This is a genomic window from Micromonospora sp. NPDC050397 (assembly GCF_044901685.1).
In the GTDB taxonomy this organism is placed as follows: Bacteria; Actinomycetota; Actinomycetes; order Mycobacteriales; family Micromonosporaceae; genus Micromonospora_G.
Genome location: NZ_JBJDPS010000008.1, coordinates 67,182 through 89,765 on the forward strand (window position 1 = coordinate 67,182; position 22,584 = coordinate 89,765).

Here is a 22,584-nt window from a genome sequence, read left to right on the forward strand (position 1 = left end):
CCGAAGGGAGCCGCATGTCGTCACCGCTTGCCCCGACGGGCGCCCCGCAGGCCCGTACCGACCTGCGACCGGCGGTCACCGTGCTCTCCGGGTTCTGGCCCACGGCCACCTTCGCGGTGGCCCGCGCCCTGCTCGCCGACGATCCGTCGCTGCTGCTGGTCAGGCACGACCTGACCGACGTACGGGACGGAAAGGTGCGCCGAGTGGTACGCGACCACGCCGGAATCGTCGAGGACAAGACCATCACCCTCGCGCACGGCTGCGTCTCGTGCACACTCCGCGAGGACGTGCTGCCCACCCTGGCCCGACTGGCCGCCACCCGACCCGGCCGGGACCTGCTGCTGATGCTGCCCGAGGTGGTCGAGCCCGAGGCGGTCGCCGACGCCTGCGCGTACTGCCTGGTCGACGGGGTGCCGGTGACCGACCTGGTGCGCTTCGACTCGTACGTCACCGTGGTCGCCGCCGAACACCTGCTCGACGGTCTGGCCAACACCGACGACCTGGTGACCCTCGGCATCGCGGCGGCACCGGACGACGACCGCGCGCTCGCCGACGTCATCGCCCGTCAGATCGAGTACGCCGACACCGTCGTGCTGTGGGGACGGTCCCGCGACGGCGCGTACGAGACCGGGCAGGTGGGGGTGCTGCTGCGCCGGATGGCCCCGTGGGCCGGACACGTCAGCGCCGCCACCGAGCGGCTGGTCGACGTGACCGCCCTGCGCAACCAGCTACGGCACACCAACCGACACCGGCCGTGGACACCCGGCGTACTCGCCCGGGGCATCGAGGGCTTTTCGATCGGCGTACACGAACCGCTGCCCGACTCCGGGGTGGTCTCCGCGCTCTTCCGCGCCCGCCGGCCGTTCCACCCGACCCGGTTGCACTCCACCCTGGAGACGGTGACCGGCGAGGCGCTGCGCTCGCGCGGGCACCTCTGGCTGGCCAGCCAGCCAGAGACCGTGGTCGCCTGGGAGTTCGCCGGCGGCGCCCTGACCCTCCGCACACTCGACCGCTGGCTGGTCGGCCTGCCGCCGGAGCGCTGGACCGAGGCGAGCGACCAGCGCCGATTCGCCGCCGACCTGGACTGGGACCCCTACTACGGGGACCGGCACACCCATCTTGTCTTCATCGGTCTCGGCCTCGACCCGGTGGAGACACACCGGCTGCTCACCGATTGCCTGCTCACCGACAGCGAGTTGGCCGACGGGGAGGCCGGCTGGCGGGCCTATCCGGACCCGTTCGCCGACCACTTCCCGCCCGTCCCCCCGAGCGCCGGTCCGCCGGTGGTCCCGAGCGCCGAGGCGCCCGTGGTACCGACCGCCGGGCCACTTGAACCCGGATCAATCTCGAGAGGAAACGAACCACAGTGAAACCGAACATCCATCCCGCCTACCGCCCCGTCGTCTACCGCGACCGCAACGCCGACTTCGCCTTCCTCACCCGTTCCACCGCGACCAGCGAGAAGACGGTCGAATGGACGGACGGCAACACGTACCCGGTGATCGACGTGGACATATCATCGGCCAGCCACCCCTTCTGGACCGGCCGCCAACGCCTGATGGACACCGCCGGCCAGGTGGAGAAGTTCCGCGCCAGGTACGCCAAGCGCTGACCCCACCCGCTCCCGCCACCCGCCCCCGTTGATCATGAATTTATCGCTGTTCCGGCGCGCGAACCTCTGCGACAACTTCATGGTCAACGGAGCGAGGGGGGCGGGGCGAGGGCGGGGGGTGGGGTGGACGGGTGGGGTGGTCAGGGGTGGTCGGGGTGGTCCCAGGCCGGGAAGGGGTCGGGAAGTCTCGACCAGTTCTGCTCACCGGTGGCGAGTTCTTCATCGGTGAGCAGGCACTCGGAGAGGGCGAGGCGGAGCGGGTCGACGGCCAGGTCGACGCCGATGAAGACAAGCTCCTGCTGACGGTCCCCGTAGTCGGGGTGCCAGCGCGCGTCCAGTTCGGCGCGCTCCACCGGGTCGTCCGGCCACTCGCCGGAGACGGCCACCGGCACTCCGACGGGGTCGCACCGGCCCGACGGCCCGGCCTGGGACCAGAGCGCCTGTACGCCGGGTCGGCTCGCCAGCCAGAGGAAACCCTTGGAGCGCAGTACGCCGTACTCGGCGAGCCGGCCGCTGGTGAGCAGGTCCCAGAGCCGTCCGGGGTGGAACGGGGCCGACTCCCGGAACACGGTGCTGCTGATGCCGTACTCGATGGTTTCCGGTATGTGGGTGCCGTTCAGCTCGGCGACCCAGCCGGGTGCCGTCTCGGCCCGTTCCAGGTCGAAGCGCCCGGTGTCCAGGATCTCCGGCAGCGGCACCCGACCGTACGTCGCGCGCACCTGCCGGGCGACCGGGTTGAGCCGGGTGACCAGGGCCTCGACGGTCACCAGCGCCGCCGGGTCGACCAGGTCGGTCTTGTTGACCACGATCACGTCGGCGAACTCGATCTGGTCGACCAACAGGTCCGCGATGGTCCGGTCGTCATCGTCGTACGCGGAGAGCCCGCGCTCCTCCAGCGACTCCCCGGCGTCGATCTGGGCGATCAGGTTCGGGGCGTCCACGACGGTGACCATCGTGTCCAGCCGGGCCAGATCGGCCAGCACGCCGCCGGTCCCGCCGGCACCTTCCGGCCCGGCTTCCGGCCCGGCATCCGGCTCGATGCCGAAGGCGAAGGTGGCCGCGACCGGCAGCGGTTCGGAGATGCCGCTGGACTCGATCAGCAGGTAGTCGAACCGGCCCTGCCGGGCCAACCGGGCGACCTCGTCGAGCAGGTCGTCCCGGAGGGTGCAGCAGATGCAGCCGTTGGTCATCTCGACCAGGCGTTCCTCCGTACGGGAAAGGGCTCCCCCGTCGCGGACCAGCGCGGCGTCGATGTTGACCTCGCTCATGTCGTTGACGATCACGGCGACCCGCAGCCCGTCCCGGTTGGCGAGCACGTGGTTGAGCAGACTGGTCTTGCCCGCACCGAGAAACCCGGAGAGCACGGTCACCGGCAGGCGTACGGGGACGGTCATCGTGGTCTTACCACCGGCCATCGGGGGCTCCTTTCGACCCCGCCACGATAACGGTAGTCATTTTCATTAAGCTGCACCGGGGTCCCGGGCGCGGCGAACCGTCGGGGCGGTGCGGAGAATGTCCGGGCGGTAAGAAGAATGTCCGGCGGCGAGGGAATGGCCGGGCGCGAAGCGGGTAAAAGGCCGCGTGACGTGGTGGAGGGCGACGATCGGGGCACACCGGGTCCCGGTGGCGCGTCCGGCGCCGGTCGACTCCGGGCCCGGTGCCACCCCCGGGCCCGGCGGGCCGACATGACCGGCATCCCCGCCCGTCGATCCGGTCGGCGGGCCGCCCTGATGGCCACGCTCGGCGCGGTCGCCAACGCCGTTCCCGCCGTCACCGTCCTGCCCAGGATCCGACTGCGGCTCTTTCCCCGGCTCAGCGGTTTCGGCGCGGTCGACCACGTGGCGTTGACCTTCGACGACGGGCCGGACCCGGCCTCCACACCCCGGTTCGCCGAGGCGCTAGCCGCCCACCGGGTACGGGCGACGTTCTTCATGCTCGGCTCCACCCTGGCCGACGCGCCCTCGGTGGGCCGGGACCTCGTCGCCGCCGGGCACGAGGTCGCGGTGCACGGGTGGGCGCACCGGAACCTGCTGTTGCGCGGGCCGTACTCGACCCATCACGACCTGGCCCGCGCCCGGGACCTGGTGCAGGAGACAACCGGGCAGACGCCGCGTTTCTACCGCCCGCCGTACGGGGTGCTGAGCGCGTCGGCCCTGCTGGCGGCACGTCGGCTGGCCCTGAGTCCGGTGCTCTGGACCTGCTGGGGGCGGGACTGGACACGTACGGCCACACCCGCCTCGGTGCTCGCCACTTTGCGCGACGGGTTGGACGGGGGCGGCACGATCCTGCTGCACGACTCCGACTGCGCCTCCGCGCCCGGCGCCTGGCGGTCGAGCCTGGCCGCGCTGCCGTACCTGCTGGACGAGTGTGCCCGGCGGGGCTGGCGGGTGGGGCCGCTGGGTGAGCACGGGTTGCCGCCGGGGCGGTCGGCCCGGAACGGCCCGACCGGGTGGCGCACGCCGGTGGGGTGACCCGCCCGTTCCTCCCCGGCCCGGGGCGCGCCCGCCGCTGTCCCTCGTCCGCCACCAGCCGATCCAGCGACGGCGTCAGCGCACCCGGTCGCGTACCTCGCCGGGGATGATCACCTCGTTGGGCGGCCAGGAACGACCCGGGTTCGTCGCGGGCCCGGCGGTCGGGGCCGCCGGGTGGACCCGGACGGCCCGGACCGGGGCGGGACGTCGCCGAGCCAGCGCGCCGCCGACCCGGTTGGCCCGGCGCAGCGCCTCGAACAACCGGTACGCCCCGCTCGCGACCAGCCGGTGCTTGAGCCCGGCCGCACCCGGCGGCACCCGGTAACCGGCGACCGGCCGGTACCGGCGGAACCGGTCGACCATGGTGGCGAAGAACTCCCGGCGGCGCGCGGTCGGCACCCGCTGGGCGTGCCCGAGCACCTGGAGGAAGTGCCAGACCATCCGCTGGAAGACCAACCCGCGCAGCCCGGCCGGGATCTCCGGGTGCGCCTCCAGGAACGCGAAGACCCGGTCCCAGTGCGGGAAGAGTTCGAAGTGGCGTTCGCTGACCGTGTGGGTGATCGCGCCGCTGCGCCGCTGCCGGTACGCGTAACAGTCCCGGTCGAGCAGGCTGATCCGTTCGGCCGCCAGCATCAGCGGGAAGCTGAACGACACGTCCTCGTACCAGCCGTCGCCGAAGGACAACCCCAGCTCGGTGAGGAAGCCCCGACGGACCACCTTGTTACAGGCGATGTGCAGTACGGAGAGAAGCGCCGGTCGGTCCCGCAGCGAGAACATCTGCGGCGCACCCGGCTGCCCGGCCACCCCGGAGACCGACTCGGTCCGGACCCGGCCGTCCCAGTAGACCCGGCTGAACCCGGTGACCAGCAGGTCGGGCCGGGTCTCGGCGAGCCGGTCGGCGACCGCCGCGAGAGTGCCGTCGGGCAGCCAGTCGTCGCTGTCCACGAACCAGACGTAGGTCCCGGTCGCCCGGGCCAGGCCGGCGTTACGCGCCGCGCCCAGTCCTCGGTTGCGGTCGAGCGTGACCACCCGCAGCCGAGGCTCGCTCGCCGCGTACCGGGCGAGGATGTCGGCGCACCCGTCGTCCGAGGCATCGTCCACCGCGACCACCTCGACATCGGTGAAGGACTGACGCAGCACCGAGTCCAGGCATCGGGACAGGTACTCCTCGACCCGGAAGACCGGGATGATCACACTGAGCAGGGCCATCGTCTCGACCTCCGGGCACACGGGACCGGACGGTCGCTGCCCCCCGGCTGGCCTGACGAGGAATCAGGCACATGTATCACGACCGGACGGTTGGCTACGTTGCGTACCTGTCGAATAGCCGACAGTACGCAACCAGCCGGCCGCACGCCGTGTCGCGTACGTCCCGGAGTCGAATTCGCTCGGAGTCGGAGTCGGAGTCGGAAGTGGGCGGTGGCCGGATCGGGTCAGCGGCCGGATCGGGTCAGAGGCCGGCGATCCAGTTCCAGGCGTTGACCACCCACTCGGTCTGGCGCAGGTAGGCCACGCCGACGCCGGTCAGGAAGACCCCGGCGACCAGGTGCGCACCCCGGGCACTGCGACGTACGCGGCCGAGCTGCCGCTCCAGCACCACCCGACCGAGCAGGCGGGCCAGCGCGAAGAGGCCGACCGCCACCAGCAGGGTGAGCAGGAACGCCACCACCGGGCTGGTGAAGTCGCCCCGGGCCGAGATCGCCCAGATGCCCCAACAGACAAAGGCGAACAGGCCACCGAGCATGCTCCAGTGCCTGCCCTTGCGCAGTTGCCGGATGTGGTACGCGAGCGGCATCCGCTCCCTCGGCTCGTCCTCGATCGGCCAGCCGGTCCCGGTCTCCTCGTGCGGGGCGACCGGGAACGACTCGGTGCTCCGCTCGGTCCGGGCGGTACGCGGGCTGACCGAGGCCACACCGCGCTGGAAACCGTCCCGCTGCGGTGGCACCTCGACGGTCCGCTCGGCCCACGGGACCGTCTGTTCGGACCACGGCTGCGTCTGGTCTGCCATCTGTTCCAGTCCTCCCCCATCGGGGCCGGGTGACCCGTCCCGATTCGAGGGTAACCAGCCGACAAACCATCCGCCTCGCCGGCATCGATCGACCACCGAACACGATATCCACGGAGAGCGGCGCCACTGTCGCCCGTGGTGACCGGCGATCGTCCGCCCGCACCCTTAACCGGTCGGCCGGTCGCGGGTACCGTCGGCACATGGCTGATCCTGAGCGTCGTCGGCGCCGGCTGCGGCACGGCCCCACCCCGGGCACCGAGAGCCCGGACGAGTGGGCCCCGGAGGGGCGGTCGGCGACCACCTCCGAGGTGCACGATCCGGTGCCCGAGGCCGACGCGCCACGACGCCCACCCGCCACCGGCGGACAACGGGCCGAAAGCGCCGCCGGACACCGGGCGGACAGCAGCGGACACCGGGCGGACAGCAGCGGCGGACACCGGGCCGACAACGCGGTCGGGCACCGGGGCGGGAACGGCGGTGGCGGTGGCGGCGCGTCCGGTCACGGTTCGGGTGGCGGGCACGGCGCGGGCGCCGACGAGCGGGACAGCGAGCGGGGGCTGCGGGGCCTGATCGGCTCGGGGGCGTCCCAGGTCGGGGTGAGCGCGGCCATGCGGGCGCGGGACGCGTCCCGTCCGACCGAGGCCGACCTGGCCGAGGCCGAGCAACGGGTGGTGGTGATCCGCCGCAACTGGACGCCCCGCGAGGACCTCCCCCGCAACGGCCGCTGAGCCGTTCCCGGTTCCACCGGGGCTTGCCGGCACTCGCCGGAATCGGCCGGACGCCCACCGAGGGGCAGACCGAACGGATCACCTAATTGTCGCAGATCGGTCACTCTTGTTGCCCGTCGACCAATGACTCTGCGTAAATCCGAGCCGTACGTTCCGCACAGAGCGATGCCCCAAGCCCACCCACGCCGGACAATCCGCCGCGGCACTGATGGTCGTACTCCGGGCCCATCGACTCGACGGGCGCCGACGCCGGGCAGTGGGGCCGCAGGTAGGGGGCACGGATGTCGGATCCACGGAACAATCCCGGCGGTAGGCGCGGTGGGCGGTGGCGATCACTGGTCGTGACGCTCGGTGCCCTACTCGCCGTGACCGCGTCACCGGCAGCGGCCGGCGCCGATTCCCGTACCGGGCGACCGGACGCCGGCCGGGCGACGGGAACGGTGGCCGGCACCGGCGCCCGGACGACGGCACCGGTCAGTCCGGAGGTCTCCGCCGCGCTCCGCGGCACCGGCAGCACCACCTTCCTGGTCTACCTGCGCGAGCGGGCCGACCTGACCGCCGCCGCCCGGCTGGGTGGCTCCGACGACCGGGCCGCCGAGGTGTACCGCCGGCTAACCGACACCGCCCGGCACGCCCAGCGCGGGCTGCTGGCGGAGTTGGGCGCGCGGAAGACGGCACACACCGCGTACTGGATCAGCAACGCCGTCCGGGTACGCGGCGACCGTGACCTGGTCGACACCATCGCCGCCCGACCCGAGGTGGAGCGGATCGAGCCGTCCCGGAGCTACCCGGTCGTCGAGCCGAAGCCGGCGGAGCCGGTCGACCGGGCCGGTGCCGCCGAGGCGGAATGGGGCCTGCTCAACATCGGAGCACCCCGGGTCTGGGACGAGTTCGACGTACGCGGTGAGACCGTGGTGGTGGCGAACATCGACACCGGGGTCGAGTACGACCACCCCGCACTGGTCGACAGCTACCGGGGCAACCGGGGCGACGGCGGCTTCGACCACGACTACAACTGGTACGACCCGGCGGCCGTCTGCACCGACGCCGCCCCCTGCGACAACGACGGGCACGGCACCCACACCATGGGCACCATGGTGGGCGACGACGGCCCCGAGAACCGGGTCGGGGTGGCGCCGGGCGCGCGCTGGATCGCCGCCAAGGGTTGCGAGTCCAGTAGCTGCTCCGACGCCAGCCTGCTCGCCGCCGGCCAGTGGGTGCTCGCCCCGACCGACCGCGACGGCAAGAACCCCCGCCCCGACCTGCACGCCGACATCGTCAACAACTCGTGGGGCGGTGGTTCCGGCGACCGCTGGTACGCCGACACCGTCGACGCCTGGCGCGCGGTCGGCATCTTCCCGAGCTTCTCCACCGGCAACGAGGGCCCCGACTGCGGCACCGCCGGCTCCCCCGGCGACTACCCCCGGTCGTACGCCGCCGGCGCGTACGACGTCGACAACGTCATCGCCGAGTTCTCCAGCCGGGGCGCCTCCTCGGTGGACGACGGGATCAAGCCGAACATCGCCGCCCCCGGGGTGGACATCCGGTCCAGCGTGCCGGGGCACTCGTACGGTTGGTTCAGCGGCACCTCGATGGCCGCCCCGCACGTCGCCGGCACGGTGGCGCTGCTCTGGTCGGCGGCGCCGACGCTGCGCGGCAACCTGCCCGCGACCCAGACCCTGCTCGACGACACCGCGATCGACGTCGACGCGGTGGAGTGCGGCGGAACGGTGGACGACAACAACACCTTCGGCGAGGGCCGGCTGGACGCGTACCAGGCGGTCAAGCTCGCTCCGCGCGGACCGGTCGGCGAGGTGGGTGGCACGGTGACCAGCGCGGCCGGCGGCGCCCCGGTCGTCGGTGCCACGGTCAGCGCCGACGGCCGCACGGTGAGCACCGACGACAACGGCCGCTACCGCTTCACCCTGCCGGCCGGACGGCACCAGGTCACCGCGGCGAGCTACGGGTTCGTCGCGCAGACCGTGCCGGTGGTCGTCCCCACCGACGGCACGGTCACCCAGAACTTCGCCCTGGCGGTGGCGCCGACGGTGACCGTCTCGGGACGGGTCGCCGACGGCTCCGCCCACCGCTGGCCGCTCTACGCCACGATCGCGGTGCCCGGTCGTCCCGGCGGGCCGGTCTTCACCGACCCGGTCACCGGCCGGTTCAGCTTCACCGTCGCCGGCCACGCCACCTACCAGGTCACCACCACCGCCCGCTATCCCGGTTATCCACCGGTCACCACCACCCTGAAGCTCGGCTGGGTGGACAAGACCACGAACGTCGCGCTGCCGGTCGGGGCCGACTGTGCCGCTCCCGGCTACGCCACGGCTGGCGGCGCCTGCGCCCCGGTCCCGGGTGGCCTGGTCGTCGGCCTCACCACCGACCACAACACCGGAGCCGCGCTGAACGGGGTCCGGGTGGTACGCGCCGACTACGCCGACGGGCACCCGTACGGCCTCTCGGCGGCGACGCCGGAGGACCCGAACCTGCCCGACGGCCTCTACTGGCTCTTCTCCAACCGGGTCGGCCCACTCCAGTTCCAGGCTGGCCGCTCCGGGTACGCCACCTCGACCGGCCCGGTTGACGTACTCGCGGACGACGTCCGGCGGGCCGACTTCGCGCTGCGCGCCGGCCGGCTGACCGTCGACCCCACCGGTGTGGTCACCCACCAGCCGTACGGCAGCACCCGCACCGCCAAGGTCACCGTCCGCAACACCGGCAGCGCCCCGGCGCAGGTCACACCGGTGGAGCGGATCGGCGGTTTCGACCTGCTCGCGCTTCCCGGAACGCCGCTTTCCGGAACGCCACTCCCCGGAACGCCGCTTTCCGGAAAGCCGAGCGCCGGACCGCCGCTCAACCAGCGGAAGGTGGTCGGCGCCAGCACCGCCGCCCGGCCCGGCCAGGCCGTCCGCCGTACCGGTGCCGACCTCGCGCCCGCGTCCGTTCCCGGTACGGAGGCGGAGAAGAACTGGCAACGGATCTCCGACCTGCCCTCGGCGGCGTACGACAGCGCGGCCGTCACCTGGGACGGGAAGGTCTACTCCGTCGGTGGCGGGGTCGGCGTCGGCAACGCGCGACACGCCTCCGTCTACGACCCCGGGGCCGACGCCTGGAACCGGTTGCCGGACCTGCCGGTCGGGCGGGGCAAGCCGTCGGTGGCGGTCGCCGACGACAAGCTCTACGTGGTCGGCGGCTGGGAGGACGACGAGGGCAACTGGGACGCTCCCCCGCTGCCCGGCGTGGTCAGCTACGACCTGGCCGGCGGCGGCGAGTGGCAGCCGTTGCCCGGGGCGGTCAACCCGGCGCCGCGCGCCGCCGCCGGCACCGCCGTGGTCGGCGGCAAGCTCTACCTGGTCGGCGGATGCGTGGACGCCGGCTGCGAGAACTCGGACGACCTGGTTGTCTTCGACCTCGCCACCCGCGAGTTCAGCACCGGCGCGAACTATCCCCGCAACGTCTCCTGGGCCTCCTGCGGCGGCATCGACGGCCACGTGTACTGCTCCGGTGGCAGCGGCGACGAGCCGGTCAACGACGCCCACGTGTACGACCCCAGGACCGACACCTGGAGTCCGCTGCCCGCCCCGCCGGTGCCGCTCTGGGGCTCGCAGTACGCCGCCGCCGGCCGGCTGCTGGTGGTCAACGGTGGGATCGCGGCCGACCGGGACGAGGTCACCAACCGCACCATCGCCTTCGACCCGGCCAGCGGGAGTTGGCTCGACCTGCCCAACTCACGGTTCGCCCAGTTCCGGGGCGCCGGGGCGTGCGGGGCGTACAAGTTCGGCGGGATGCCGGAGCCGTTCACCCCGTCGGTCGAGTCCGAGCGGCTGGGCGGGTTGGAGTCCTGCGACGACCCGGTCGACGTACCGTGGCTGGCGGCGGCCCCGGCCACGTTCACGCTGGCACCCGGGCAGTCGCGGGTGCTGACCCTGACCCTGACCGCCACCTCGGCGAACACGATCACCCAGCCCGGTGCCTACCGCGCCGGGGTGGTGCTCCAGGCGGACACGCCGTACCCGTCGCCGAAGGTAGCGGTCACCGCGAACGTCGCGCCCCCGCCGAACTGGGGCAAGATCCAGGGGACCGTGCTGGGTCGACCGTGCGCCGGAGCGCCGGTCCCGGTGCCGGCCACGGTCCAGGTCAACGTGGTCAGCGACCCGGGCACCGGCTACACCGTGACCGCCGACGAACATGGCCGGTACGCCCTCTGGCTGCCCCGGGGACGGTACGAGGTGATCGTCGCCCGGGACGGCTGGAAGCCGCAGACCCGGCGGTTGCCGATCACCGCCGGAGTGGTCTCGACGGTCGACTTCACCCTCGACCCGGTCCGCTCGTGCGGAAACCGGGTGGGCGGGCTCTGACCCGTCGCCGGCACTGACCCGTCGCCGGCACTGACCCGTCACCGCATCCGACCCGTCAGGGTCGTCGCGTCACACCCGATCCGGTGGCCGTCGGAGCATCCGCTCCGGCGGCCACCGGTGATCCCGTCTCAGGAGGGCAGCGACGGCAGCGCGCCGGTCTCCTCGTACTCGGTGACCTGGGCGATCCGCCGGGCGTGCCGGATGTTGCCGGAGAACGGCGTGGTCAGGAACGCCTCGACGATCGCGGTCGCCTCGTCGAGGGTGTGCTGCCGGGCACCGACCGCGACCACGTTCGCGTCGTTGTGCTGACGCGAGAGCTGCGCCGTCTCGACGCTCCAGGCCAGCGCCGCGCGGACCCCGGCGACCTTGTTCGCGGCGATCTGCTCGCCGTTGCCGGAGCCGCCGATCACCACCCCGAGGCTGTCCGGGTCGTCGACCACGTGGTCGCCGGTGTGCAGGCAGAACGCCGGGTAGTCGTCGTCCGGGTCGAACACGTGCGGTCCGACGTCAACCACCTCGTAGCCCTGCTTGGCCAGGTGGTTGACCAGGTGCACCTTCAACTCGTAGCCGGCGTGGTCGGATCCCAGGTAGACGCGCATGAGGGCAGTCTCTCAGTCGACCACGGCGGCACGACGCGCAGGCGCCGGCAAGCTGACCGGGCTCACACCCGTACCGGCGCGGCTCACGCGTCCAGCTCCGCCAGCACCAGACCGCCCCGGGCCTTCGGGGTGAACCAGGTGCTCTTGCGTGGCATCTTCTGCCGGGCGAGGTTCACCGCCACGAAGTCCTCCACGGTCACCGGGGCGACCAGGATTGCCAGTTCCGCCCGGCCCCGGTCGACCTCGCCGGCCAGCCAGGAGGCGGGGTAGTCGCCGCCGACGTACGTGATCCGCTTGTCGCCCGGGTCGAGGCCGAGCGCGTCCCGCAGCAGCACCCGCTCGACCAGGGCGTGGTCGAGGTTCTCCACCGCCGTGCCCGGACCGGCCGGCAGTGTCACCGCGAACGTCCGGCCGTCGAGGTAGAGCTGGACCGGCTCGCCCGGGGTGGGTCCGGTCGGCGCCCCGGCGAGCGGTTCCACCCGGGCGCCCGCCGCGCGGAGCCGGTCGAGCAGCTCCGCCGGGCTGCTGGTCAGCTCGCTGACCAGTCGGTTGTAGGGCTGGATCGCCACCGACGCGGGGGTGGTGACCACGGCGAGGAAGCGCGGCAGGCCGCCGGTCTGCGCGGCCAGGCTCCGGTGGTTGCCGTCCGCCACGACCAGCTCGCCGCCGCCGGCCAGGGCGCACAGCTCGTCCTGGGTCTGCCCGGGGCCGAGCAGCCAGATCGCGTGCGTCCGGCCGGACTGGTCGGTGTCGGTCGCGGCGGGCGCCCCGGCCGCCTCGGTCGCCGCCGCCAGCGCGGCGTGCAGCTCGTCGCCGCGCCCGGTCTGGAGCAGCAGTACGGGAGAGAGCAGGTGACCGGTCGCCTGCGCCAGCGCCACCCGCTCCCTGACCTTGGCGATGAAGACGTCCTCGTTGCGGATCACCAGCCCCGGCTCGTCCGCGCTGGTGGAGATCTGGTCGGTGTCGACCAGGGCGAACATGCCGTAACCGGGTTCGTCGACCGGCGAGCTGATCCGGTAGAGGACCACCACCCGGTCCGCCGGGGTGTAGCTGCCGTCCGCCTTCGCCTCGGCCAGCCGGGCCACCGCGTCGGGCAGGGAGTCGGCGAAGGACCTGCCGAGACTCTCCGGCGCCCGGTGGGGCATCTCGATGGCGAGAGCGCTGTGCGGGTTGGCCTCGATGATCGCGGTGATCTCCGCGTCGTCGGCGAACTCGTCATAGTTCTGCGCGCCGGTGCCGCCGGTGGTGATCCAGGCCCGGGCGATCGGGTGTACGACCGTCATGCCCGGTGACGCTACCGGGCGGGTGCCGCCCGCGGCCGTCGATCCCCCGGGCGAGTCCACCGGCTGGACGTGCTCGACACGTCGCGTTCAGTTGGCCGGCGTACGGCGGCGGTGCCGCCCGGCCCGGCGGCGCGGTACGGCCGCCCCGGCGACCAGCGCGCTGGTCGGCACCGGCGCCACCCCGACCACGATCGGCGGGGCGACCAGGTCGGCGAGGTGTTCGGGCAGCCCGGGGTGGAGTGCCGGCCACCGGCAGTCGTCCACGGACCAGTAGGCGCCGCCGAGGTTGCGGGCCACCGCCTCGGCGGGCGGCGCGACGGACTGCTCACGATCCTGGTGGTGCTTGGGCATCGGGGCCTCTCCGGTGGTCGGACGTGACCGGGCGGCCGGTGCGACCGCCGCGACGGACGCCCGGTCCAACGAGCGCGCCCACCGTCCGGTCACGTTCGGCACCCCGGCGTACGTCGCACCGCAACGCGTACGGAGAGTCCGAGGGCCGACCGGGTCTCCCCCGGCCGGCCGTGCCGGGGCGTCAGTCGAAGATCGGGCCCAGGGTCCGGGACCGCTTCAACTCGTAGAAGCCGGGCGTGCCGGCAACCAGCAGGACACCGTCCCAGAGGCGACCGGCCGCCTCCCCCTTGGGCGCCGGGGTGACAACCGGGCCGAAGAAGGCGACCGTCTCGCCCTCGACCGGACCGGGGGCGTGGATCACCGGGGTGCCGACATCGTTGCCGACCGGGCGCATGCCGGCCTCGTGGCTGGCCCGCAGTGCCTCGTCGTACCCGGTGGAGCCGGCGGCCGAGGCCAACGCCGGGTCCAGACCGAGGTCCGCGAGGACGGCGGCGTACAACTCCGGTCCACGCTCCTGCCGTCCGGGGTGGATCCGGGTGCCGATGGCGGTGTAGAAGTCGCGCAGCGTCCGCTGCCCGTACTTCTGCTCGACCGCGATGCTCAGCCGCACCGGTCCCCACGTGGTCTTCATCGACTCCCGGTAGTCCGCCGGGAGTCCGTCCCGGCCCTCGTTCAGCACCCCGAGACTCATCACCCGGAACTCGATGTCGACCGGACGGACCTTCTCCACCTCCAGCAACCAGCGGGAGGTCATCCACGCCCAGGGACAGGACGGATCGAAGTACATGGTGACGCTCGCCCGTTCGGACACGGCGACTCCCTCCACTATTCACGAAAGGTGAATCGTATCCACCTTTGTGAATCCTCACCCCGGGGGTGCCGCAAAGGCACCGGGATGAGACCGTGAGTTAGACCACCCCCGCTCGCTCCCGCCCGTGAAACACTCGACCGGGAGCCACCGGGGGTGGATCTTCGCTGTCAGCGAGGACAGCGGGCTAGCAGCGGATGGAGAAATGACGTGCCGGGAGTGCGCAACCTTACCCAGGTCGAGGCGACCGAGCGGGCCCGCCTGCTCGACGTCAACGGGTACGACATCAGCCTGGACCTGACCTCCGGCGGCCAGGCCGCCGACAATCGCACGTTCCGGTCCGTGACCGAGGTGCGGTTCCGCTGCTCCGAGCCCGGCGCCAGCACCTTCATCGAGGTCGCCGCCGACGCGGTACGGTCGGCCACGCTGAACGGCGCCCCGGTCGACCTGGGCACCTGGTCGGCGGAGAACGGGCTCGTCCTGACCGGCCTGGCCGCCGAGAACACCCTGGTGGTCGAGGCCGACTACCTCTACTCGGCGAGTGGGCAGGGCCTGCACCGCAGCGTCGACCCGGTGGACGGCGAGACCTACCTCTACAGCCAGTTCGAGACGGCCGACGCGCAGCGGGTCTTCGCCTGCTTCGACCAGCCCGACCTGAAGAGCGTCTACACCTGGCACGCCACCGTGCCGGCGCACTGGCGGGCGATCTCGAACATGCCGGTCTCGGCCGAGGAGTCGCACGGCGACACCAAGACCCTCCACTTCGCCGAGTCGGCCCGGATGAGCACGTACATCACCGCGCTCTGCGCCGGCCCGTACCACGAGGTCCGCTACACCCACGACGGCATCAGCATGGGCTACTACTGCCGGGCCAGCATGGCGGAGTACCTCGACCCGGACGAGCTGCACCTGGTGACCACGCAGGGATTCGACTTCTTCCACGAGCAGTTCGGGGTCCGCTACCCGCTGCCCAAGTACGACCAGCTCTGGGTGCCGGACTTCAACGCGGGCGCGATGGAGAACTTCGGCTGTGTCACCCACTCCGAGACGCACTACGTCTTCCGCTCGCAGGTCACCGACTTCGAGTACGAGCAGCGGGCGAACACGATCCTGCACGAACTCGCCCACATGTGGTTCGGTGACCTGGTCACGATGCGGTGGTGGAACGACCTGTGGCTGAACGAGTCGTTCGCCGAGTGGGCCAGCCACTGGGCCAACACCAACGCCACCCGGTTCTCCGACGCGTGGACCACCTTCCTGTCCATCCGCAAGAACTGGGGCTACCGGCAGGACCAGCTCTCCTCCACCCACCCGGTCTACTGCGAGATGCCGGACCTGGAGGCGGTCGAGGTCAACTTCGACGGCATCACGTACGCCAAGGGGGCGAGCGTGCTCAAGCAGCTCGTCGCGTACGTCGGCGAGGAGCCGTTCGTCGCCGGCCTGCGCAACTACTTCGCCCGGTACGCCTGGGGCAACGCCACCTTCGACGACCTGCTCAGCGAACTGGAGTCGGCCTCCGGCCGGGAGCTGCGCAAGTTCGCCGCCCAGTGGTTGGAGACGGCCCAGGTCAACACGCTTCGTCCGGCGGTGGCGATCGACGCCGACGGCAACTACCAGCGGGTCGTCGTACGTCAGGAGGCGCCGTCGGACTACCCGACGCTGCGTACGCACCGGATCGGTGTCGGCCTCTACGACCTGCGCGACGGCCGGCTGGTCCGGCGGGAGCGGATCGAGGTCGACGTGACCGGGGAGTCGACCGAGCTGCCCCAGCTCGTCGGTGTGCCGGCGCCGGACGTGCTGCTGCTCAACGACGACGACCTGACGTACGCGAAGCTCCGGCTCGACGAGCGGTCGATGGCGACCGTGGTGCAGCACGTCGGCGCGTTCGAGTCCTCGCTGCCCCGGGCGCTCTGCTGGGCCGCCGCCTGGGACATGGTGCGGGACGCCGAGTTGTCGGCCCGTGACTACGTCGCCCTGGTGCTGGCGGGACTGCCGGCCGAGACCGACATCAACCTGGTCACCCAGACGCTGCGCCAGGCGAGCAGCACGCTGGCCATGTACGCGGACCCGGACTGGGCCCCGACCGGCTGGGCCGATCTGGCGCGCACGGCCAGGACCGCGCTCCGGCTGGCCGAGCCGGGCAGCGGCCTGCAACTGGCCTGGGCCCGCGCCTACGCCTCCGCCGCCCGGTCGGACGAGGATCTGGCCGCGATCCGGGCCTGGCTCGACGGTGCCGAGGTGCCCGATGGTCTGACCATCGACACCGAACTGCGCTGGACGCTGCTGCGGGCCCTGGTCGCCTGCAGTGCCGCCGATGCCGCCGACGTCGACGCCGAACTGGCCGGTGACCGGACCGCGAGTGGTGAGCGCGAGGCCGCGCTGACCCGCGCGCTGCTGCCCACCCCGGAGCAGAAGGCCGAGGTGTGGCAGGCGCTGACCGGCGACGAGGTGCTGCCGAACTGGCGCAACCGGGCGCTGTTGCAGGGCTTCCAGCACCCGGCGCAGGTGGAGCTGACGGCGCCGTACGCCGCGCGGTTCTTCGAGTCGGTGAGCCGGCTGTGGGCGAGCCGGGACAGCGAGCCCGCGCAGGAGTTTGTCGTCCTGGCCTACCCGGCCTACCAGGTGAGCGCCGACACGATCGCCGCCACCGACAACTGGCTGGCCCAGGAGGGCCACCCGGCGCCGCTGCGCCGCCTGGTCAGCGAGGGGCGGGACGGCGTGGTCCGGGCCCTCGCCGCCCGCGCCCGCGACGCCGCCGCGGCCTGAGTCGCGGGGCCACTGCCCGAGGCAGAAGAAACCCGGCCGCGGCACCGGTTCGATCCGGTGACGCGGCCGGGTTCTTTACGCTGTGGGCGGTCAGGCCCTGCGGGCGGGACGGTGTGGGTCGGTCACGCCTTGCCGGCGCGGCTGGCAAGCTGGTCCAGGCCGCTGATGATGCCACCGGCCAGGTCACCACCGCCGAACGCGGCCACCATGGAGAGTGCCGCCAGCTTGGCGTCCCGGTCCGGGATGCGCTTGCGTGACTCGGAGCCGGTCACCACCTCCAGCACCCGCTGGTTCGGCGAGACCGCGACCAGCACCGACCGGGACGGCTCGGCGAGCTGGTCCAGCAGCCGTACGGCGTGCTCGCGCACCGGCTCGTCGAGTGCGCCGACGTAGACCGTGAAGACCAGACCGCTGCCCTGGTCGGCCAGGCGCAGTGCCTCGTCGATGCGGAGAAGCTGACGGGTCGAGAACGGACCGTCGAGGACGTCCGGCCGACCGGCCGGCTCCGGCTCGGCCGGACTGTAGGTCGTCATGGCCTGCTCACCAGCGGTCACTTGCGCCTCCCGTTGTGCCCGCCTGACTCGGCGTACCCGTGCTCTCGGTCTGGGCTCCGGTCAACTCGGCCGCCCGACCACTGCCCCGCAGCGCGGCGGCGGCCGAACCGGCCAGGTTCTCCGGTGCGGACAGGAACCAGACCGGGGTGAAGTCGAATGGCCGTCCCGGCCGATAACGTCGGGCGCTCCGGCCGCTACCGGCGAACGCCAGCACGGCGATCACCAGCACCACGGCAGCCGGGATCCCGACGAAATACAGCAAGGTGTCGGTAACCGTCCACTGCTCGGTAGCAGACAACCTCAACGCTCCCAGGCGTGATAGGGACCAAAAACCCGGCCCAGGGTTGGGCGGCCAGGTTGCCGGTCCGCTCCGACTCAGACGATGTCAACGGTATCGGAGTGCGAGGCGCGGTGTATCTCGGGGTGGCGAACCCGACTGCCGCTGACCTGCTCGCGGTTGCCCGACGGCGACGCGGATCGGCCGCTGTCGCCGTATCGCGGCCCGGTTTTCACCACATCGCGGGCAACCGGACACCGGCCGGCTGCCGGTGCCATACCACTCGACGGATCATTCGTCGACCGTACGGGCGAGCGCGTCGGCGAGCCGCCAGCAGTCGTGGTACGTCGAGTAGAGCGGCACCGGGGCGGCCCGGATCACGTCCGGTTCGCGCGAGTCGGTGAGCACCCCGTGCTCGAACCGCAGCCGGCGGGCCAGTTCGGCGGCGCTGCCCGAGCCGATCCGCAGCGAGAGCTGGGCGCCGCGGCGCTGCGGGTCGCGCGGGGTCAGCAGGCTGATCGGACGGGTGGCGACAACCTCGTCGAGCAGCCGCTCGGCGTACCCGGTGAGCCGGACGCTCCGCTCGCGCAGCGCGGCCATGCCGATCTTGTCGAAGAGCTCCAGCGAGGTCCGGACCGGGCCCATGGCCAGGATCGGCGGATTGGAGATCTGCCACGCGTCGGCGGTGGCCGGGGGCCGGATCCGCGAGGTCATCTCGAACCGGGTCGCCGGCTCGTTGCCCCACCAGCCCTCGAACCGGGGCAGTCCCCGGTCGCCGAGGTGCCGTTCGTGCACAAACGCGGCGGCCACCGAACCGGGGCCGGAGTTCAGGTACTTGTACGTGCACCAGGCGGCGAAGTCGACGTCCCAGTCGTGCAACCGCAACGGCACGTTGCCGGCGGCGTGGGCCAGGTCCCAGCCGACCACCGCGCCGGCCGCCCGACCGGCCCGGGTGATCGCCGGGATGTCCAGCAGTTCGCCGGTGAGGTAGTTGACCCCGCCGAGCAGCACCAGCGCGACCCGGTCCCCCTCCCGCTCCAGGTAGTCGAGCACGTCGGCGGTGCGCAGGTTCTCCTCGCCGGGACGGGCCCGCAGCCGGACCACCACGTCGTCCGGGTCGAGCCCGTGGAAGCCGGCCTGGCTGCGCACCGCGTAGCTGTCCGACGGGAACGCGGTGTCCTCGATGACGATCCGGTTCCGGCTGCCGGTCGGGCGGTAGAACGAGACCATCAGCAGGTGCAGGTTGACCGTGAGGGTGTTCATCACCACGGTCTCCGCCGGCAGGGCGCCGACCAGTCGCGCGGCCGGCTCGGTGAGCAGACCGACGTACGGGGTCCAGGGGCGGTCGCCCTCGAAGTGGCCCTCGATCGCCAGCCTGGCCCAGGTGTCCAGCTCCTCCATCAGCTCGCCCCGGGTGGCCCGGGGTTGCAGGCCGAGCGAGTTGCCGACCAGGTACGCGCTGTGGGCGTACCGACCGCCCTCGGCCGGCGGGACCAGGAACAGGTCGCGGTGTCCCGGGTCGTCGGCGTCGAGCCGGCGGGCTTCTTCTTCGGATGAACGCATCGTCGTTTCCACTCTCGGTGTCGTTCCGGTTCCCGGTTCGTCGATCGGTCGTCGCGCACTACATGTCGGTACGGGCCGACCACAGCTCGGGAAAGACCGTACGGGCCATGCTCCGTTGCAGCCAGGCCACACCGCCCGAGCCGCCGGTGCCGGGCTTGGCGCCCATCGCCCGCTGGGTCGCCTTGAGGTGCTGGTAGCGCCAGTCGCCGAACTGCTCGGAGATCTCCGACAGCGCCTCGCCGAGCAGGCGCAGGTGGTTGTCCGGTCCGGCGTCGCGGTAGATCTCCACCCAGCACCGCTCGACCTCGGGGCTCGGTTCGGCCGGCTCGGTGAGGTCGCGGGCCAGCAGTTCGGCCGGTACGGCGAACCCGCGCCGGGCCAGCAGCCGCAGCACCTCGTCCCAGAGGCTCGGCGCGTGCAGGGCGTCGGCCAGCGCGTCGTACACCGCCGGCTGCCGCCGGAAGGGGCGGATCAGCGCGGGGGTCTTCAGGCCGAGCAGGAACTCCAACTGGCGGTACATCGCGGACTGGAACCCGGAGCCCTCGCCGAGCAGGTCCCGGAAGGTGTTGAAGTCGGCCGGGGTCATCCAGCGCAGGCCGCGCCAGGCGGCGTTCAGCCCCTCCAGGTGCAACGCGGCCCGGCGCAGCGGGGCGAGCGCGGCCCACACCTCGTCCTCGCCGAGCAGGCGCCGCGCCTCGCGCAGCTCGAAGCAGGTCAGCCCGAAGTAGAGCTCCATGATCTGGCTGATCATCAGGAAGGACATCTCGCCCGGGTCCTTGCTCAGCGTCTGCTGCAACGTGTGCAGGGTGCTGGCGTGCACGTACGCGTCGTACGGTGTCCGGTCGGCGAACTCCAGCGTCGGCTCGCCCTCGTTCGCCGCCGCCCGGGCGGCGCGCTCGTCCGCGTCGACCGGACGGATGCCGGTCCCTGCCCTCGACACCTCGCCGTAGCCGCCCACCGGGCCGTCGCCGACCGTCGATCCTGCCTGCCGCTGCCGCACCGTCGTCTCCTTCCGTTCCCGCTAGCGTCATGATCGCCCTGCGGGGGCGTCGCGCGGAATGCCGAACCAACGGCGCACAGCCACTTCCGCCCCACGACCCAGGGGGTAATTTGAGAAATCACCTCACGAAGGGAAGGTGTGTTGTGGACGACATGGACTGGGCGCTGCTCCGCGAGCTTCAAGCCGACGCCCGGCTCTCGTTCAGCGAGCTGTCCCGCCGCGTGCACCTGTCACCGCCCGCGGTCGCCGAACGGGTCCGCCGACTGGAGGAGTCGGGCGTGGTGACCGGCTATCACGCGCACGTGGACCTGACGCGGGCCGGGCGCCCGGTGGTGGCGCTGATCCGGATGTCCTGTTACGGCCCCCGGTGCATCCTGCGCGACCCGTCCGTCTCCGGCTGGCCGGAGGTGCTGGAGATACACCGGATCACCGGCGACGCGTGCAGTGTGCTCAAGGTGGCCGCCGGGTCGATCGACGCCTTCGAGCAGGTGATCGACCGGCTCGCCCCGTACGGGCAGCCGTCGAGCACGATGGTGCTCTCGTCCCCGCTGAACTGGCACCCGGTGACCGCACTTCCGGCGGAACCCGGACCGGACGCCCCCTGACCCGCCGCCCCGGCGTGATTCCCGGAGCCGGGTGGGAACACCCCTGGCGCACGGGTTAGGAAGGGGCCCTTCCTCTACCGAAAACGATAAAAAGGGCCCCCTCCTTATACGAGCCGGCCGGACCGGCCGGAAGGGGGAGGTCATGCAGCGTGTGACAACACTGCGTCGGACACTCGTCTCGGCGGTCGGGGCGGTCGCCCTCGGCGCGCCCGCGGTGCCGGCGGCGGCGGCCCCGACACCGGCACCGACCCAGACATCCAACGCGTTTGTCGAGGTCACTCCGAATACCGCCCAGGCGGGCAGCCGGGTGAACATCCGGGCCAGTTGTGACCAGGCGAACAACAATCAGGCGACGGTGGAGTCGCAGGCGTTCGGGCGAGCCATCGTACGGCCCAACAACGGCTTCCTGACCGGCGCGGTGACGATCCCGGGCAACCGGGCGCCGGGCACCTTCGACGTGAACCTGACCTGCCCGAACGGTAATACCGCGCACACCACCCTGACCGTGGTGAACATGAGCAAGCCGACCCAGGGTCCGGCCACCGGCGGTGGTGGCACGGCCGGCGGCTTCGGTGGCCCGATGGTGCTCGTCGGCGGCCTCGCCGTGGTCGTGCTGGGCGGTGGGCTCTGGCTGGTGAGCGCGCGTCGCCGGGCCGAGACGAGACTCTGAGTCGACGCCCGACGATGGCCGGTCGCCTCGCTCCGGTCCGGGCTGCCCACGGCCGGGCCTGGCGGGTGTTCTCCCGGCTGGTGACCGAGGCGTCGGCGGCGAGCATCGTCACCCCGGACACCGCCGATCGCACCGCCCCGGGCACGCTGCGTCCCGGCACGGCCGGTGCCACCGGTCCGGCGGTCGGCCCCGGTCCCGGAACCCGTGGCCGCGCGGTGGGCACCGCCCGACCCCCGGGTGCGGCGCCGGTGGCCGCCGGTACGCCGGGACACCGGCCGACCCGCGACCGGATCACCCGGGTTCGTGGTCAGGTACGCCGCCGACCCGGACCGGTGCCGGTCATCATCGTGCTGATCGGCCTGATCGTCACCGGCTTCGGCGTCCAGTACGTCACCGGGAGGAACTTCCTGCCCGGGTTCTCCTCGGGCACCCAGCCACCGCCCCGCAAGTTCCCGGTGATGGCCCAGAGCCCGCCGACCGCGATCACGATTCCGTCACTGGACGTACGGGCCCGGGTGCACCGGGTCGGGATCGCCCCGGACGGTTCGATCGCCGTACCACCACCGGACCGTTACCAGGAGGCCGGCTGGTACGACCAGAGCCCGACCCCGGGTCAGTACGGTCCGTCGGTGATCGTCGGGCACGTCGACACCCGCACCGGTCCGGCGGTCTTCCACGACCTGGCGAAGGTCAGGGCCGGGGCGCAGATCGAGATCACCCGGATGGACCGCTCGGTGGCGGTTTTCAAGGTCAATTCCGTACGCCGGTTCGACAAGTCCCAGTTGCCGACCGACCAGGTCTTCGAGGACTTCAACCGGCCCGGGTTGCGCCTGATCACCTGCGGCGGGCGCTGGGTCGGCGGCACCACCGGGTACGCGGACAACGTGGTGGTCTTCGCCTCGCTGGTCTCCGCCCGCCCACCGTGATC

The 22,584-nt window shown here is 72.3% G+C and carries 18 protein-coding genes and 3 pseudogenes; 9 read left to right on the forward strand and 12 right to left on the reverse strand.

The annotated features are described in order from the left end of the window. The first annotated feature begins 14 nt into the window (after positions 1-14). Positions 15-1,370: a CobW family GTP-binding protein gene (locus tag ACI2K4_RS24700; protein ID WP_404514526.1), complete on the forward strand. Its 1,356-nt coding sequence runs from the start codon at positions 15-17 to the stop codon at positions 1,368-1,370. Further along, entirely contained in the window at positions 1,367-1,612 is a 246-nt protein-coding gene (locus tag ACI2K4_RS24705; RefSeq protein ID WP_404514528.1) for a type B 50S ribosomal protein L31, read from the forward strand. Before ACI2K4_RS24700 ends, ACI2K4_RS24705 begins: the two co-directional genes overlap by 4 nt. Positions 1,613-1,752: 140 nt before the next feature. Here ACI2K4_RS24705 and ACI2K4_RS24710 read toward each other — a convergent pair whose 3' ends face one another. After that, positions 1,753-3,027, reverse strand: coding sequence for a GTP-binding protein (locus ACI2K4_RS24710; protein ID WP_404514530.1), 1,275 nt, complete (start codon positions 3,025-3,027; stop codon positions 1,753-1,755). 270 nt (positions 3,028-3,297) lie between these two features. Between ACI2K4_RS24710 and ACI2K4_RS24715 the strand changes: the two genes are divergently transcribed. Then, entirely contained in the window at positions 3,298-4,083 is a 786-nt protein-coding gene (locus ACI2K4_RS24715; protein WP_404514775.1) for a polysaccharide deacetylase family protein, read from the forward strand. Between the two features lie 75 nt (positions 4,084-4,158). On the opposite strand, the gene ACI2K4_RS24720 is transcribed toward ACI2K4_RS24715, so the two are convergent. Together ACI2K4_RS24720 and ACI2K4_RS24725 are read right to left on the reverse strand one after the other, a co-directional pair. Beyond that, complete coding sequence (locus ACI2K4_RS24720; protein WP_404514532.1) at positions 4,159-5,292, reverse strand: glycosyltransferase family 2 protein; 1,134 nt, start codon at positions 5,290-5,292, stop codon at positions 4,159-4,161. Between the two features lie 241 nt (positions 5,293-5,533). After that, the gene (locus ACI2K4_RS24725; protein WP_404514534.1) at positions 5,534-6,091 is read right to left on the reverse strand and encodes a hypothetical protein; all 558 of its coding nucleotides are present in this window, start codon (positions 6,089-6,091) and stop codon (positions 5,534-5,536) included. Between the two features lie 485 nt (positions 6,092-6,576). On the opposite strand from ACI2K4_RS24725, the pseudogene ACI2K4_RS24730 reads away from it, so the two are divergent. Next, positions 6,577-6,819, forward strand: a pseudogene (locus ACI2K4_RS24730) (hypothetical protein); the annotation flags it as partial. 281 nt (positions 6,820-7,100) lie between these two features. Continuing rightward, complete coding sequence (locus ACI2K4_RS24735; protein WP_404514536.1) at positions 7,101-11,180, forward strand: S8 family serine peptidase; 4,080 nt, start codon at positions 7,101-7,103, stop codon at positions 11,178-11,180. Between the two features lie 128 nt (positions 11,181-11,308). On the opposite strand, the gene ACI2K4_RS24740 is transcribed toward ACI2K4_RS24735, so the two are convergent. From ACI2K4_RS24740 to ACI2K4_RS24760, 5 genes and pseudogenes are all read right to left on the reverse strand, one after another. After that, positions 11,309-11,779 carry a ribose-5-phosphate isomerase gene (locus ACI2K4_RS24740; protein WP_404514538.1) on the reverse strand — a complete coding sequence of 157 codons (471 nt, stop codon included), beginning with the start codon at positions 11,777-11,779 and terminating at the stop codon, positions 11,309-11,311. A gap of 83 nt (positions 11,780-11,862) precedes the next feature. Further along, positions 11,863-12,147: pseudogene (locus ACI2K4_RS24745) on the reverse strand (DUF1015 domain-containing protein); the annotation flags it as partial. A 45-nt stretch (positions 12,148-12,192) separates the two neighbouring features. Next, a pseudogene (locus ACI2K4_RS24750) lies at positions 12,193-13,062 on the reverse strand (DUF1015 family protein); the annotation flags it as partial. A gap of 87 nt (positions 13,063-13,149) precedes the next feature. Next, positions 13,150-13,506, reverse strand: coding sequence for a hypothetical protein (locus tag ACI2K4_RS24755; protein ID WP_404514540.1), 357 nt, complete (start codon positions 13,504-13,506; stop codon positions 13,150-13,152). 88 nt (positions 13,507-13,594) lie between these two features. Beyond that, positions 13,595-14,224, reverse strand: coding sequence for a DsbA family protein (locus ACI2K4_RS24760; RefSeq protein ID WP_404514542.1), 630 nt, complete (start codon positions 14,222-14,224; stop codon positions 13,595-13,597). Between the two features lie 216 nt (positions 14,225-14,440). Between ACI2K4_RS24760 and pepN the strand changes: the two genes are divergently transcribed. Further along, positions 14,441-16,987: an aminopeptidase N gene (gene pepN, locus ACI2K4_RS24765; RefSeq protein ID WP_404514776.1), complete on the forward strand. Its 2,547-nt coding sequence runs from the start codon at positions 14,441-14,443 to the stop codon at positions 16,985-16,987. Between the two features lie 122 nt (positions 16,988-17,109). Here the strand turns inward: pepN and ACI2K4_RS24770 are convergent, their stop codons facing one another. The 4 genes from ACI2K4_RS24770 to ACI2K4_RS24785 form a co-directional block, all read right to left on the reverse strand. Further along, a complete protein-coding gene (locus ACI2K4_RS24770) occupies positions 17,110-17,520 on the reverse strand; it encodes a DUF5130 family protein (protein WP_404514544.1) in 411 nt (136 codons plus the stop codon). 7 nt (positions 17,521-17,527) lie between these two features. Continuing rightward, positions 17,528-17,803: a hypothetical protein gene (locus ACI2K4_RS24775; RefSeq protein WP_404514777.1), complete on the reverse strand. Its 276-nt coding sequence runs from the start codon at positions 17,801-17,803 to the stop codon at positions 17,528-17,530. Between the two features lie 306 nt (positions 17,804-18,109). Continuing rightward, positions 18,110-19,381, reverse strand: a complete 1,272-nt coding sequence (gene kynU / locus ACI2K4_RS24780; protein ID WP_404514546.1) for a kynureninase — start codon at positions 19,379-19,381, stop codon at positions 18,110-18,112. Positions 19,382-19,439: 58 nt separating this feature from the next. Further along, positions 19,440-20,321 (reverse strand): tryptophan 2,3-dioxygenase, encoded by an 882-nt coding sequence (locus ACI2K4_RS24785; RefSeq protein WP_404514778.1) that lies wholly within the window; start codon positions 20,319-20,321, stop codon positions 19,440-19,442. Between the two features lie 203 nt (positions 20,322-20,524). Here ACI2K4_RS24785 and ACI2K4_RS24790 point away from each other — a divergent pair, with 203 nt between their 5' ends. From ACI2K4_RS24790 to ACI2K4_RS24800, 3 genes are all read left to right on the forward strand, one after another. Then, positions 20,525-20,986, forward strand: a complete 462-nt coding sequence (locus ACI2K4_RS24790) for an Lrp/AsnC family transcriptional regulator (RefSeq protein ID WP_404514548.1) — start codon at positions 20,525-20,527, stop codon at positions 20,984-20,986. Positions 20,987-21,128: 142 nt separating this feature from the next. Continuing rightward, on the forward strand, positions 21,129-21,656 hold the full coding sequence (locus ACI2K4_RS24795; RefSeq protein ID WP_404514550.1) for a hypothetical protein: 528 nt from the start codon (positions 21,129-21,131) through the stop codon (positions 21,654-21,656). 14 nt (positions 21,657-21,670) lie between these two features. Continuing rightward, positions 21,671-22,582: a class F sortase gene (locus ACI2K4_RS24800; protein ID WP_404514552.1), complete on the forward strand. Its 912-nt coding sequence runs from the start codon at positions 21,671-21,673 to the stop codon at positions 22,580-22,582. The last annotated feature ends 2 nt before the right edge of the window (positions 22,583-22,584 follow it).

Excerpts from the sequence above, each read along its gene's own strand:
- ACI2K4_RS24700 (WP_404514526.1), top strand. The coding sequence starts at position 15 with ATGTCGTCACCGCTTGCCCCGACGGGCGCCCCGCAGGCCCGTACCGAC.
- ACI2K4_RS24710 (WP_404514530.1), bottom strand. The coding sequence starts at position 3,027 with ATGGCCGGTGGTAAGACCACGATGACCGTCCCCGTACGCCTGCCGGTG.
- ACI2K4_RS24715 (WP_404514775.1), top strand. The coding sequence starts at position 3,298 with ATGACCGGCATCCCCGCCCGTCGATCCGGTCGGCGGGCCGCCCTGATG.
- ACI2K4_RS24720 (WP_404514532.1), bottom strand. The coding sequence starts at position 5,292 with ATGGCCCTGCTCAGTGTGATCATCCCGGTCTTCCGGGTCGAGGAGTAC.
- ACI2K4_RS24725 (WP_404514534.1), bottom strand. The coding sequence starts at position 6,091 with ATGGCAGACCAGACGCAGCCGTGGTCCGAACAGACGGTCCCGTGGGCC.
- ACI2K4_RS24735 (WP_404514536.1), top strand. The coding sequence starts at position 7,101 with ATGTCGGATCCACGGAACAATCCCGGCGGTAGGCGCGGTGGGCGGTGG.
- ACI2K4_RS24740 (WP_404514538.1), bottom strand. The coding sequence starts at position 11,779 with ATGCGCGTCTACCTGGGATCCGACCACGCCGGCTACGAGTTGAAGGTG.
- ACI2K4_RS24770 (WP_404514544.1), bottom strand. The coding sequence starts at position 17,520 with ATGACGACCTACAGTCCGGCCGAGCCGGAGCCGGCCGGTCGGCCGGAC.
- kynU (WP_404514546.1), bottom strand. The coding sequence starts at position 19,381 with ATGCGTTCATCCGAAGAAGAAGCCCGCCGGCTCGACGCCGACGACCCG.
- ACI2K4_RS24795 (WP_404514550.1), top strand. The coding sequence starts at position 21,129 with ATGCAGCGTGTGACAACACTGCGTCGGACACTCGTCTCGGCGGTCGGG.
- ACI2K4_RS24800 (WP_404514552.1), top strand. The coding sequence starts at position 21,671 with ATGGCCGGTCGCCTCGCTCCGGTCCGGGCTGCCCACGGCCGGGCCTGG.